12 protein-coding genes are annotated in these 12,296 nt (G+C 67.8%); 4 read left to right on the top strand and 8 right to left on the bottom strand.

The annotated features are described in order from the left end of the window. Window positions 1–184: 184 nt before the first annotated feature. From galU to cmk, 8 genes are all read right to left on the bottom strand, one after another. Window positions 185–1,060, bottom strand: a complete 876-nt coding sequence (galU, locus tag ISN75_RS09415) for a UTP--glucose-1-phosphate uridylyltransferase GalU (RefSeq protein WP_167257677.1) — start codon at window positions 1,058–1,060, stop codon at window positions 185–187. Then, window positions 1,061–2,956, bottom strand: coding sequence for a polysaccharide biosynthesis protein (locus tag ISN75_RS09410; RefSeq protein ID WP_167257678.1), 1,896 nt, complete (start codon window positions 2,954–2,956; stop codon window positions 1,061–1,063). It lies immediately after the preceding gene. Further along, a complete protein-coding gene (locus ISN75_RS09405; RefSeq protein ID WP_343203629.1) occupies window positions 2,943–3,992 on the bottom strand; it encodes a glycosyltransferase family 4 protein in 1,050 nt (349 codons plus the stop codon). The genes ISN75_RS09410 and ISN75_RS09405 overlap by 14 nt, the downstream gene beginning before the upstream one ends. A 7-nt stretch (window positions 3,993–3,999) precedes the next feature. Then, the gene (gene lapB / locus ISN75_RS09400) at window positions 4,000–5,172 is read right to left on the bottom strand and encodes a lipopolysaccharide assembly protein LapB (protein ID WP_167257679.1); all 1,173 of its coding nucleotides are present in this window, start codon (window positions 5,170–5,172) and stop codon (window positions 4,000–4,002) included. Continuing rightward, window positions 5,169–5,429, bottom strand: a complete 261-nt coding sequence (locus tag ISN75_RS09395) for a lipopolysaccharide assembly protein LapA domain-containing protein (protein WP_167257680.1) — start codon at window positions 5,427–5,429, stop codon at window positions 5,169–5,171. Before ISN75_RS09395 ends, lapB begins: the two co-directional genes overlap by 4 nt. 160 nt (window positions 5,430–5,589) lie before the next feature. Beyond that, a complete protein-coding gene (locus ISN75_RS09390; RefSeq protein ID WP_026634345.1) occupies window positions 5,590–5,901 on the bottom strand; it encodes an integration host factor subunit beta in 312 nt (103 codons plus the stop codon). A 69-nt stretch (window positions 5,902–5,970) separates the two neighbouring features. Continuing rightward, window positions 5,971–7,644, bottom strand: a complete 1,674-nt coding sequence (gene rpsA / locus ISN75_RS09385) for a 30S ribosomal protein S1 (RefSeq protein ID WP_167257681.1) — start codon at window positions 7,642–7,644, stop codon at window positions 5,971–5,973. A 165-nt stretch (window positions 7,645–7,809) separates the two neighbouring features. Then, the gene (gene cmk / locus ISN75_RS09380) at window positions 7,810–8,490 is read right to left on the bottom strand and encodes a (d)CMP kinase (RefSeq protein WP_167257682.1); all 681 of its coding nucleotides are present in this window, start codon (window positions 8,488–8,490) and stop codon (window positions 7,810–7,812) included. Between the two features lie 106 nt (window positions 8,491–8,596). On the opposite strand from cmk, the gene ISN75_RS09375 reads away from it, so the two are divergent. The 4 genes from ISN75_RS09375 to ykgO all read left to right on the top strand — a co-directional run bounded on the left by ISN75_RS09375 (window position 8,597) and on the right by ykgO (window position 12,280). Beyond that, on the top strand, window positions 8,597–8,857 hold the full coding sequence (locus ISN75_RS09375) for an acyl-CoA-binding protein (protein WP_168649542.1): 261 nt from the start codon (window positions 8,597–8,599) through the stop codon (window positions 8,855–8,857). Between the two features lie 62 nt (window positions 8,858–8,919). After that, window positions 8,920–10,932, top strand: coding sequence for an NADPH-dependent 2,4-dienoyl-CoA reductase (locus tag ISN75_RS09370; protein ID WP_343821345.1), 2,013 nt, complete (start codon window positions 8,920–8,922; stop codon window positions 10,930–10,932). A 231-nt stretch (window positions 10,933–11,163) separates the two neighbouring features. Further along, window positions 11,164–12,078, top strand: coding sequence for a LysR substrate-binding domain-containing protein (locus tag ISN75_RS09365; protein WP_167257685.1), 915 nt, complete (start codon window positions 11,164–11,166; stop codon window positions 12,076–12,078). 76 nt (window positions 12,079–12,154) lie between these two features. After that, window positions 12,155–12,280, top strand: a complete 126-nt coding sequence (gene ykgO / locus ISN75_RS09360; protein WP_008215056.1) for a type B 50S ribosomal protein L36 — start codon at window positions 12,155–12,157, stop codon at window positions 12,278–12,280. Window positions 12,281–12,296 lie beyond the last annotated feature (16 nt).

The raw sequence follows: 12,296 nt of genomic DNA, 5'->3' as shown, positions 1-12,296 counted from the left end.
CCCCTCCGGGGAGAAGATGCCGGCAGGCAGATGAGGGGCCACTCTAGCGACAGTGTTTCTATGGAGCGGAGAAAAGCTTTCAGGCTTTCTCGACCCTCAGCTCACCGCTCCGGCCGGCCCCTCACCCCAACCCTCTCCCCGGAGGGGAGAGGGGGTAGGTCGTCGTGGGCTGGGAGGCTGCTCTTTACAGGCCGGCGAGCAGCTCGCGCACCACCGGCGCCAGCTTCGGATCCTGCAGCGCCATGTGCATGGTCGCGCGCACCAGGCCGGCCTTGTTGCCGCAGTCGAAGCGGGTGCCTTCGAAGCGGTAGGCCAGCACCTTGCCCTGTTCCTTGAGCAGGGCGTCGATCGCGTCGGTCAGCTGGATCTCGCCGCCGGCGCCCGGCGTGGTCTTTTCCAGCAGCTCGAAGATGCGGCCCGGCAGCACGTAGCGGCCGACCACGGCGAGGTTGGACGGCGCCTCGGACGGCTTGGGTTTTTCCACCATGTGGCGGATCTGCGCGCTGCGCGGATCGATCGGGGTGGCGTCGACGATGCCGTACTTGTCGGTGTCGTTCTGCGGCACTTCCTCCACCGCGATCACGCCGCCGGCGCCCTGGCTCTGCGCCAGCTCGGCCATCTGGCCCAGCGCGCCCTTGCCCTTGTTCCAGATCAGGTCGTCCGGGAGGATCACGCCGAACGGCTCGTCGCCGACCACGGGCTTGGCGCACAGCACGGCGTGGCCCAGGCCCAGCGCCTCGGGCTGGGTGACGAAGATGGCGCGCACGTTGCGCGGCAGGGTGCCCTGCACCAGGGCCAGCAGTTCGTCCTTGCCCTTTTCCTGCAGCTTCGCTTCCAGCTCGTAGGCCTTGTCGAAGTAGTCGGCGATGGCGTGCTTGTAGCGGTTGGTGACGAACACCAGGGTGTCGGCGCCGGCATCGACGGCTTCATCCACCGCGTACTGGATCAGCGGCCTGTCCAGCACCGGCAGCATTTCCTTGGCGACCACCTTGGTGGCCGGCAGGAAACGCGTGCCCAGGCCCGCCACGGGAAACACCACCTTGCGCAAAGGCTTGCTCACTCACTTCTCTCCTGATTCGTTGCGACGGATCGACACCACATTGTCCGGCTGCGCCACATCGCTCCAGCGGAACGAGGGCAGCAGGCTGGACACGCAGCGCCTGAGGGTTTCCTCATCGTAGGCGACCGTGGCTTCGGACGCCTTCACCAGCTGGGCCTGCAGCAGGTCCCAGCTGACCTGGCGGTACTGCGCCAGGAAGATCTTGGCGTGCGCGGTCGCCGTGTAGTTTTCCAGCGGATGGAACAGTTCCTCGAACAGCTTCTCGCCGGAGCGCAAACCGGTGAACACGATGGGAATCTCGGTGCCCGGCTTCTTGCCGGCCAGGCGGATCATCTGCTCGGCGAGGTCGCGGATCTTCACCGGCTCGCCCATGTCCAGCGCGAAGATCTCGCCGCCCTTGCCCAGGCTGGCCGCCTGCAGGATCAGCTGGCAGGCCTCCGGGATGGTCATGAAATAGCGCGAGATCTCCGGGTGCGTGATGGTGACCGGGCCGCCCGCGCGGATCTGCTTGCGGAACAGCGGCACCACCGAGCCGGCCGAATCGAGCACGTTGCCGAAGCGCACGGTGATGTAGCGCGTGGTGGAGCGGGCATCGAGGTTCTGGCACCAGATCTCGGCGATGCGCTTGCAGGCGCCCATCACGCTGGTGGGGTTGACCGCCTTGTCGGTGGAGATCAGCACGAAGCATTCGACGTGGTGGCGGTCGGCCAGGTCGGCCATGTTGCGCGAGGCCAGCACGTTGTTGCGGAAGGCCGAGCGCAACTGGCCCTGCAGCAGCGGCACGTGCTTGTAGGCGGCGGCGTGGAACACCACCTGCGGCTTGTATTCGACGAACAGGCGCGTCATGGCGGCGGGGTCGCCGCAATCGGCCAGGATCGGGTCGAACAGCAGCTCGGGGAATTCCTGGCGCAGTTCCTGCGCGATCTGGTAGAGGTTGAACTCGCCGTTGTCCACCACGCACAGCGACTGCGCGCCCAGGCGCGCCACCTGCCGGCACAGTTCCGAACCGATCGAGCCGCCGCCGCCGGTGACCAGCACGCGCTTGCCGGTGAGGGTTTCGCGGATGGCCGTCCAGTCCAGCTCCACCGCGTCGCGGCCGAGCAGGTCCTCGATGGCGACTTCCTTGATCTCGTTGAACTGGGCGCGGCCGGCGACCACGTCCTCGAGCTTGGGCACCGTGCGGTACGGCAGGCCGGTCTGGTCGCACAGCTCGACCACGCGGCGCATTTCCTCGGTGGAGGCGCCGGGCATGGCGATCAGCAGCATCTGCGCGGCCACTTCGCGCGCCAGCTCCGGCAGCAGCTCCACCCGGCCCAGCACCGGGCGGCCGTTGATGCTGGCGCCGCGCAGGCTGTCGTGGTCGTCGACGAAGCCGACCACGGCGTAGCGGCTGTCGCGGTGCAGGTCGCGCGCCAGCGCCTCGCCGGCGCGGTCGGCGCCGACGATCAGCACGCGCTGCACCGGCTGCGACTGGAACATGTCGATGCGGCTGTCCTTCCAGAAGCGGTAGGCCAGGCGCGGGCCGCCGAGCAGCATGGACAGCACCACCGGATAGACCAGCAGCACCGAGCGCGGCACGTCTTCCAGGCGGTTGTAGAGGAACAGGATCAGGCCGATGGCGAGCGAGCCGATGACCGTGGCGCGCAGGATGTTCCACAGGTCCGGCAGGCTGGCGAAGCGCCACAGGCCGCGGTACAGGCCGGTCCAGTTCAGCACCAGGCCCTGCACCGCCAGCACCAGCGGAAATTCCAGCAGGTGGAAGTGCACCGACACGCCACCCACCAGGGCGTAGCGCAGCGACTTGGCGATCCACCAGGCCAGCGCCGCCATCAGCAGGTCGTGCAGCACGACGGCCGCACGCGGATGGATGACAGCGATGAATTTACGTAGCGACATGACTAGCCTTGTGCTGGATACGCCACAGACAGTAGCGCTTGGCGAGCACCCAAGCTGCGCCCGCGATCAAATAGGTGACGACGCCTATGGTCCATCCCCATCCCGGACAGCAGCATGACAGCCACGCCAGCGGCGCCGCCACCAGTACGTTCCAGGCCAGATAACAGGCATCCCCCCTGGCGTGCGAAAAGCCGCTGCGAACCAGCCATTGATACAGGTGCTCGCGATGCGGGGCGTACCAGCGCCGTCCCTTCAGGAAACGGTTCAGCAGGGTAAGGCTGGCGTCCGTTACGAAGGATGAACTCAGGATCACGGCCGGCCAGACCAGAGCATGGTCTACCCGCCATAGCAGCGCGGTGAAGGCAAACAGCAGGAAACCCAGGGTGCCGCTGCCCACGTCGCCCATGAAGATGGCCGCCCGCGGCCGGTTGTAGCACCAGAAGCCCAGCGCGGCGGCCGCGAGGCAGGCGGCGGACACGGCCAGGGCCGGCTGCCCCGCCCCGCCGGCCAGCAGGGCCAGTCCCACCGCCACGAACAGGCATTGCTGGGCCAGGATGCCGTCGATGCCGTCCATGAAGTTGTGCAGGTTGATGCTCCAGGCCCCGCCCAGCACCAGCAGCGGCAGCCACAGCCAGGACACCTCGCCCAGGGCCGGCGCCCCCGCGATCAGCGCGCCGCCGAACAGCAGGCTGGCGCCCAGCTGCACGCCCAGGCGCGGCAGCACGGGCAGCGAATGATGGTCGTCCCACCAGCCGATCGCGGCCACCAGCACGGTGCCCAGCGCAAAGGCCAGCGCCACCTGCCACGGCCACGCCGGCGCGAACAGCAGCAGCGCCCACGGCGAGGTCGCCAGCACGGCGGCCACCATGCCGATGCCGCCGCCGCGCGGGGTGGGAATGGAATGCGAGCGGCGCTGGCCGGGGTGGTCGAGCATGCCGCGCCAGCGCGCATAGGCGATCGCGGCGAGCACGATCAGCAAGGCAAGGATGAGCGAGGCCAGCACCATTCCTGAGGCCAGCACGAGGGGCGTCATCATCGCGGCCTCACTCGTTGGCGACGCCGTGGATCGGCCGGATCGTGCTCCAGCTCTTGCAGCTGGGGCATTGCCAGTGGTGGGCCTTGGCGCCGAAGCCGCAGCGGCTGCAGCGGTACATGGCCTGGCCTTCCAGCAGCTTCTTGGTGAGGTCGCGCAGGATCAGGAAGTTCTCGCGCGCCTCGCCTTCGACCTTGTCCATGGTGGCGTCGATCAGCGCCATCAGGCCGCGCACCGAAGGACGCTGGCGCAGCTGCGAGGTGAGGAAGTCGATCGCGGTGCGCTCGCCGTCGCGCTGCTGGTACAGGCGGGTGAGCGCGAGCACCGGCGAGATGCCGTGGTAGCGCTCCAGGATGTCGCGCAGGAAACGCTCGGCGCGTTCCATCTGCTGCGAGCGCGCGTAGCTGTTGAGCAGCGGCGGCAGGATTTCCGGCACGAAGGCGATATCCGCTTCCACCGCCGCCTCGTAGGCCTCGATGGCCTTGCCGTGCTCGCCCTCTTCCGCATGCAGGCGGCCGGTGAGCATGAAGGCGCGCACGCTGTCGTGCTGGCAGGCGAAGGCCTGGCGCAGGTACTCGCGGGCGTCCTGGCGCGCGCCGTGCTGGCGGGCCTGCTCGGCCAGTTCGCAATAGAACTGCGCGATCATGCCGGCCTCGTCTTCGCCGGTCATGGCTTCGAGGCGGCGCGCGTGTTCGATCGCCTTGTGCCAGTCGCGCTCGTGCTGGTAGATCGCGATGAGGTGGCGCAGCGCGGACGGCGCGTGCGCATCCATCGCCACCAGGTCGGAGAACAGCGTTTCGGCGCGGTCGAGCAGACCGGCGCGCATGTAGTCCTCGCCCAGTTCCAGCAGCGCGACGGTCTTCATCGCATCGGACAGGCCCGGACGCGAGACCAGATGCTGGTGCAGGCGGATCGCGCGATCCACTTCGCCGCGGCGGCGGAACAGGTTGCCCAGGGCGAGATGCGTTTCCACCGTGTCGCGGTTGTATTCCGCCAGGCGCAGGAACACTTCGATGGCCTTGTCCTGCTCCTCGTTGAGCAGGTAGTTCAGGCCGCGGAAGTAGTCGGAGGAAAGCTCGCTGACCTGCGCGCCCGAGCGTTTCGCTCCGGCGCTCCGGGCGGTCCACCAGCCACTGATGAAGGCGACCGGGATCAGCAGGGCCAGCACATAGAGGGCGATCATGCGTCGGCGGGGAGCTTGGAATCCGTGCCGCGGGCGCTCTGCCGGCGCTGGCGGCGATGCCGCGCGCTGGTGCCCAGCCATGCCGTCAGCCCGCCCAGCAGCCAGCCCACGGCCATCGCGGCGAGCAGGGCCGCGCCCTTGGGCAGCTGGAAGCGTGCGAAGCCGAGGTCGTAGCCGACGAGGTCGGCGTTGAGCGCGCCCAGCGCCACGCCGGCGGCGATGAAGAGCAGGAGAACGAGCGTGACGATCAATCGCATGCCCGGGACTTTAACCGATTGATGCCTACCGGCACAGGCGTCCGCGAGGCCAGTGTTCATGCGGTGTGCGCAGGTTTTCGCATTCACGACGCACAGACAAAAAAGAAGGCAGGACCGGCTCGACGCCGCCTGCCTCCATCGCTTGCCTGGCCTGAAGCCTTCAGGCCGCGGAAGCCGCTTCCGCTTCGGCCAGGGCCTGGTTGACGCGTTCGCGCAATTCCTTGCCCGGCTTGAAATGCGGCACGTGCTTGCCCGGCAGGGCCACCGCTTCGCCGGTCTTGGGATTGCGGCCCATGCGCGGCGGACGGTAGTGCAGCGCGAAGCTGCCGAAACCGCGGACTTCGATGCGTTCGCCGTGGGAAAGCGCGTTGCTCATCTGCTCGATGACGCTCTTGACGGCCAGTTCGACGTCGCTGAAGGCCAGATGGGTCTGGCGCCGTGCCAGCGCTTCGATCAATTCGGATTTGGTCATGGGTCCCCAATGTCCGTGACGATGGAACCACGGGGCGGCGAGCGCCGCCCCGTGTCTTGCGTGTGTTGCTTAGTCGGCCTTGTTCAGCTGCTCTTTCAGCAGGGCGCCGAGCTTGGTGGTACCGCCGGAAGCCGACGAGTACTCCTGCATCGCGTCCTGCAGGTCTTCTTCATCCTTGGCGCGGATGGAGAGCTGCAGCTGGCGACCCTTGCGGTCCATGCCGGTGAACTTGGCTTCGACCTTGTCGCCCACCTTCAGGTGCTGGGTGGCGTCGTCGATGCGCTCCTTGGCGATGTCGTTGGCGCGGATGTAACCCTCCACGCCCTCGCCCAGGTCGATCACCGCACCCTTCGCGTCGACTTCCTTCACGGTACCGTTGACGATGGTGCCGCGCGGGTTGGTCGCCATGAACTGGCCGAACGGGTCCTGCTCCATCTGCTTGATGCCGAGGGAGATGCGCTCGCGCTCCGGATCCACCGCCAGCACCACGGCCTCGATCTCGTCGCCCTTCTTGAAGTTGCGCACGAGGTCTTCGCCGGTGCCCTGCCAGGAGATGTCGGACAGGTGGACCAGGCCGTCGATGCCGCCGTCCAGGCCGATGAAGATGCCGAAGTCGGTGATCGACTTGATCTGGCCCGACACCTTGTCGCCCTTCTTGTGCATGGCGGCGAAGGCTTCCCACGGGTTCGAGCGGGTCTGCTTGATACCCAGCGAGATGCGGCGACGCTCTTCATCCACGTCCAGCACCATCACTTCGGTCTCGTCGCCGACCTGCACCACCTTGGCCGGGTTGACGTTCTTGTTGGTCCAGTCCATCTCGGACACGTGGACCAGGCCTTCCACGCCCGGCTCGATCTCGACGAAGCAGCCGTAATCGGTGACGTTGGAGACCTTGCCGAACAGGCGGCTGCCGACCGGGTAGCGGCGGGCGATGGCGACCCACGGGTCGTCGCCCAGCTGCTTCAGGCCCAGCGACACGCGGTTGCGCTCGCGGTCGTACTTCAGCACGCGCACGTCCAGCTCGTCGCCGACGTTGACGACTTCGGACGGGTGGCGCACGCGCTTCCACGCCATGTCGGTGATGTGCAGCAGGCCGTCGATACCGCCCAGGTCCACGAACGCGCCGTAGTCGGTGAGGTTCTTGACCGTGCCCTTCACCACCGCGCCTTCGGTCAGGCGCTCAAGCAGCTTCTCGCGCTCCTCGGAGAACTCGGTCTCGACGACGGCGCGGCGGCTGACGACCACGTTGTTGCGCTTGCGGTCCAGCTTGATGATCTTGAACTCGAGGTCCTTGCCCTCGAGGTACACCGGGTCGCGGACCGGGCGCACGTCGACCAGGGAACCCGGCAGGAACGCGCGGACGTCCTTGATGTCGACGGTGAAACCGCCCTTGACCTTGCCGGAGATCTTGCCGGTGATGGTCTCTTCCTTCTCGAAGGCGGCTTCCAGGTCGTCCCACACCATGGAACGCTTGGCCTTCTCGCGGGAGAGCTTGGTCTCGCCGAAGCCGTCTTCCAGCGCGTCGAGAGCGACCTTCACTTCGTCGCCCACCTGCACCTCGAGCGTGCCGCTCTCGTCCTTGAACTGCTCGATCGGGACGATGCCTTCGCTCTTGAGGCCGGCGTTGATGACCACGACGTCGTTGCGGATTTCCACAACGATGCCGCTGACGATCGCGCCCGGCTTCAGCTTGGAGATGGCCTGTTGGCTCTGTTCAAACAGCTCGGCAAAACTTTCAGTCATGTTGATTCCAGAAATGAGAAAAGGCCTGCTCCACCGCGCGCATGGGAAAGTTTGCGCAATGTGGATCGGCCCACCGGTTGTGGGTGTCTACAGAGGAGGATCCCCTTCGGCACCGTTGACCAAAACCCCGCTCGAGGCGGGGCGCCTTGATGCCTTCGCGCAGCCCTAGGGCTGCAGGACGGCAAGTACTTTCGCGACGACGTCGTCGATGCCCATGCCGGTGGTATCCACCAGGACCGCATCGTCGGCGGGCTTGAGCGGCGCGACGGTCCGGGAGGCATCCCTGGCATCGCGCGCTTCAATCTCTCGCTGAAGGCCGGAGAGTGTAACGCTGAGACCCTTTGCTTTCAACTGTTTATAGCGCCTTTTCGCCCGTTCGGCGGCGCTGGCGGTCAGGAACACCTTGTAGGGGGCGTCCGGGAAGATCACGGTGCCCATGTCGCGCCCGTCGGCGACCAGGCCCGGCGCCTTGCGGAAGCCCAGCTGCAGGTCGACCAGGGCAGCCCGCACCGAGGGGATCGAGGCGATGGCCGAGGCCGCCGCGCCGGCGGTCTCGGTGCGCAGTTCGTCGGTGGCGTCGTGGCCGTTGACCAGCACGTGGGTGTCGCCGCCGTCCGGGGCGGCCTGGAAGCGGATCTTCACGTGCTGGGCGCAGCGGGTCACAGCCTCGGCGTCGGACAGGTCCAGCCCTTCCATGCCGGCGGCGTAGCCGACCGCGCGGTAGAGCGCGCCGGAATCGAGCAGGCGCCAGCCCAGGTGCTCGGCCACCAACCGGCTGATGGTGCCTTTCCCGGATCCCGAGGGCCCGTCGATGGTCAGCACGGGAACGGGGGTCGAGGGACTCATGGGGGCTCCGGCGGCGGGCAAACCACTATGTTAACGCGTTGACCCCACCCGGAGCGCATGCTATCTAGCCGGCCGCCTCCGTCCTGCCGCGTGCCCAAGCCCATCCATGAGCGACGATCTTCAAAGCGAGTTCCAGCAAGCCGCCGAGGACGTCCAGGGGCTGGGCGAGCGCCCGGACAACGACACCCTGCTCAAGCTCTACGCCCTCTACAAGCAGGGTTCGGAGGGCGACGTGCACGGCACCGTGCCCGGCTTCTTCGACTTCGTCGGCACCGCCAAGTACGAGGCCTGGGCCAAGCTGCGCGGCAGTTCCCGCGAAGACGCCATGCGCCGCTACATCGCCCTGGTACGCCAGCTGCTCGCCTGAGCCTTGCTTTTGAGCCCGCCCAGCGGGCACATTCATACGACCGTTTGAACCGACCGGGCCGTATGGACTACCCCCACCTCTTCGCACCGCTCGACCTGGGCCACACCACCCTGCCCAACCGCATCCTGATGGGCTCGATGCATACGGGCCTGGAGGACAAGGCCGCCGACTACGACAAGCTCGCCGCGTATTTCGCCGAGCGCGCCCGCGGCGGCGTGGGGCTGATGGTCACCGGCGGCATCGCGCCCAGCATCGAAGGCTGGCTGAAACCCTTCGGCGGACGCCTGTCCATGCCCTGGCACGTGGCGCGGCACCGCAAGCTGACGCGGGCGGTGCAGGCGGAAGGCGGCAAGCTGTGCATGCAGATCCTGCATGCCGGCCGCTACGGCTATCACCCGCTGTCGGTGGCGCCTTCCAGGCTCAAATCCCCGATCACCCCGTTCACGCCGCGCGGCCTCTCTTCGCGCGGCGTCGAGCGCACCATCGCCGACTTCGTGCGCTGCGCGAAGCTGGCGCGCGAGGCCGGCTACGACGGCGTCGAGGTGATGGGTTCGGAGGGTTACCTGATCAATCAGTTCCTGGCCGAGCGCACCAACCGCCGCAGCGACGGCTGGGGCGGCAGCGCGGCCGGGCGCATGCGTTTTCCGGTGGAGATCATGCGCCGCATGCGCGAAGCGGTGGGCCGCGATTTCATCATCATCTACCGCCTGTCGATGCTGGACCTGGTCGAGCAGGGCCAGGACTGGGGCGAGATCGTCACCCTGGCCAAGGCCGTCGAAGCCGCCGGCGCCAGCATCATCAACACCGGCATCGGCTGGCACGAGGCGCGCATCCCGACCATCGTCACCAGCGTGCCGCGCGCCGGCTTTGCGTGGGTGACGCGCAAGCTCAAGGGCGAGGTCGGCATTCCGCTGATCACCACCAACCGCATCAACATGCCCGACGTGGCCGAGCGCATCCTGGCCGGGGGCGATGCCGACATGGTGTCGATGGCGCGGCCGCTGCTGGCCGATCCGGAGTGGGCGAAGAAGGCCGCCACCGGGCGCGCCGACCGCATCAACACCTGCATCGCCTGCAACCAGGCCTGCCTCGACCACGTGTTCCAGAACAAGCGCGCCAGCTGCCTGGTGAATCCGCGCGCCTGCCACGAAACCGAACTGCCGATCACCCCGGCCGCGCAGCGCAAGCGCATCGCCGTGGTCGGCGCAGGCCCCGCCGGCATGGCCTGCGCCAGCACCTTGGCGGAGCGCGGGCACGAAGTGACCCTGATCGACCGGGCCGAGGAGATCGGCGGCCAGTTCAACTATGCGAAGCGGATTCCCGGCAAGGAGGAATTCCACGAGACGCTGCGCTATTTCCGCCATCGCCTGGCGGATCTCGGCGTGAGCCTGCGCCTGCGCACCAGGGCAGACGTCGAGGCGCTGCGCGGCTATGACGAGGTGGTGATCGCCACCGGCATCGCGCCGCGCAAGGTGGCCTTCCCCGGCAGCGACGATGCGCGCGTGCTGAGCTATCTGGACGTGCTCGCGCACAACCGTCCCGTCGGCCAGCGCGTGGCCATCATCGGCGCCGGCGGCATCGGCTTCGACGTGGCGGAATTCCTGGCCGAGCATGCGCCCTCCCCGACCACCGACGTGCTGCGCTGGACGCGCGAATGGGGCGTGGACATGCGGCTCGACGCGCGCGGTGGACTGCTGGCCGCGGCGCCGGAAAAACCCGCGCGGCAGATCTGGCTGATGCAGCGCTCCGAAGGCCGCCCCGGCGCGCGCCTCAACAAGACCACCGGCTGGGTGCACCGCGCCACGCTGAAGAACAAGCAGGTGGCGATGCTGGGCGGCGTCAGCTACGACCGCCTCGACGAGGCCGGCCTGCACATCACCGTCGGCGGCAAGCCGCAGCTGCTGCCGGTCGACCACGTCGTGGTCTGCGCCGGCCAGGAGCCGCTGCGCGAACTCGCCGACGCCCTGCTCGCCGCCGGCATCAGCGCGCACGTGATCGGCGGCGCCGACGTGGCGGCCGAACTGGATGCGAAGCGCGCGATCGCCCAGGGCACGCGCCTGGCCAGCACCCTCTGAGGGGCTGGTCAGTCGCGTTTCCGGGGAGCAGAAAAGAAAGCGCCCCGCTAGACGACGCGTCGATAGCGGGCCAGGGGGAGGGGGCCGGGTATCGCGGGGGTAGCGTCGCTGCGGGGCGAGGGTCGCCGCCACCTGGGGGGAGGGGACGGTGGCGGGACGAACGGAAGCATAGGTTCGACAGACCGCATCGGCCAATATATATTTCGGACGATTCTTATATGTAAACCCTATATGTTCGATTTCCGCCAGCTCCGCTACTTCGTCGCCGTGGCCGAGGAACTCAGCTTCACCCGGGCCTCGCAACGCCTGCATATCTCCCAGCCGCCGCTGTCGCAGCAGATCCAGGCGCTGGAAGCGGACCTGGGCGTGCGCCTGCTCGACCGCGACAAGCGCAACGTGGCCCTGACCGAACCCGGCCGCGTGTTCCTGGAGCAGGCCCGGCAGATCCTGGCCAAGGCCGACGAGGCGCGCAGCCAGGTCTCGCAGGCCGCGGCGGGCTTCAGCGGGCAGCTGCGACTGGCCTACACCGTGTCGGTGACCTTCCACCCTTCCCTGCCCCAGACCCTGCTGCGCTACGGGCGCCACGCGCCGCACGTGCGGGTGATCCTCAGCGAGATGTATACCGAGCCGCAGTTCGCCGCCCTGCTGGCCGGCGAGCTGGACGTAGGCTTCGTGCGCGACCTGCCCAGGCACGAGGCGGACACCCACACGCTGCGCATCGACGAGATCGACCGCGAACCCCTGCTGCTGGCCCTGCCCTCCGAGCATCCGCTGGCCGCGCGCCGCAAGATCTGGCTGCGCGAAGTGGCCGACGCCCCCTTCGTGGTGCAGCCGCGCGAGCTGGCCGCCACCCTGTACGACCGCCTGACCCTGATCGCCGCCAAGGCCGATTTCCACCCGCTGATCCGCCAGCACGCCCAGCAGATCAACGGCTTGCTGATGCTGGTGGCCGCCGGCATGGGGCTGGCGCTGATTCCCGCCTCGATGTGCTCGGTGGCCCTGGCCGGGGTCAGCTACGTACAGCTGGAAGACCCGGACGCCTACATGCTGCTGGCCGTGGCCAGCCGCCGCGACGACGCCTCCCCGGTGCTGGCCCAGTTCCTATCCCTGGTGGCCGAGGCGCGCTCCGTACCGAATTTGTTGTGAGGACGTACTTGTTCCAGGGCAATCAAGCAGCTACACTTGCGAGCTTGTCTTTTCCCGTTAGTGTCAGGAGCTGGCCGTGAAGGTGCTTTCCTCTTTGAAGTCCGCCAAGCAGCGGCACCGTGACTGCAAGGTTGTGCGCCGTCGCGGCAAGGTGTTCGTGATCTGCAAGAGCAACCCGCGTTTCAAGGCCCGTCAGCGCTGAGTTTCAGCCGCGACGA

This window comes from Dyella marensis (genome assembly GCF_049532885.1).
In the GTDB taxonomy this organism is placed as follows: Bacteria; Pseudomonadota; Gammaproteobacteria; order Xanthomonadales; family Rhodanobacteraceae; genus Dyella_D; species Dyella_D marensis.
Note: the sequence above shows the minus strand (reverse complement) of the source record. Positions and strands in the feature narration are given on the sequence as shown.

Coding starts and splice junctions, on each gene's coding strand:
- ISN75_RS09410 (WP_167257678.1), bottom strand. CDS start 2,956: ATGTCGCTACGTAAATTCATCGCTGTCATCCATCCGCGTGCGGCCGTC.
- ISN75_RS09405 (WP_343203629.1), bottom strand. CDS start 3,992: ATGATGACGCCCCTCGTGCTGGCCTCAGGAATGGTGCTGGCCTCGCTC.
- lapB (WP_167257679.1), bottom strand. CDS start 5,172: ATGATCGCCCTCTATGTGCTGGCCCTGCTGATCCCGGTCGCCTTCATC.
- ISN75_RS09395 (WP_167257680.1), bottom strand. CDS start 5,429: ATGCGATTGATCGTCACGCTCGTTCTCCTGCTCTTCATCGCCGCCGGC.
- ISN75_RS09390 (WP_026634345.1), bottom strand. CDS start 5,901: ATGACCAAATCCGAATTGATCGAAGCGCTGGCACGGCGCCAGACCCAT.
- rpsA (WP_167257681.1), bottom strand. CDS start 7,644: ATGACTGAAAGTTTTGCCGAGCTGTTTGAACAGAGCCAACAGGCCATC.
- cmk (WP_167257682.1), bottom strand. CDS start 8,490: ATGAGTCCCTCGACCCCCGTTCCCGTGCTGACCATCGACGGGCCCTCG.
- ISN75_RS09375 (WP_168649542.1), top strand. CDS start 8,597: ATGAGCGACGATCTTCAAAGCGAGTTCCAGCAAGCCGCCGAGGACGTC.
- ISN75_RS09370 (WP_343821345.1), top strand. CDS start 8,920: ATGGACTACCCCCACCTCTTCGCACCGCTCGACCTGGGCCACACCACC.
- ISN75_RS09365 (WP_167257685.1), top strand. CDS start 11,164: ATGTTCGATTTCCGCCAGCTCCGCTACTTCGTCGCCGTGGCCGAGGAA.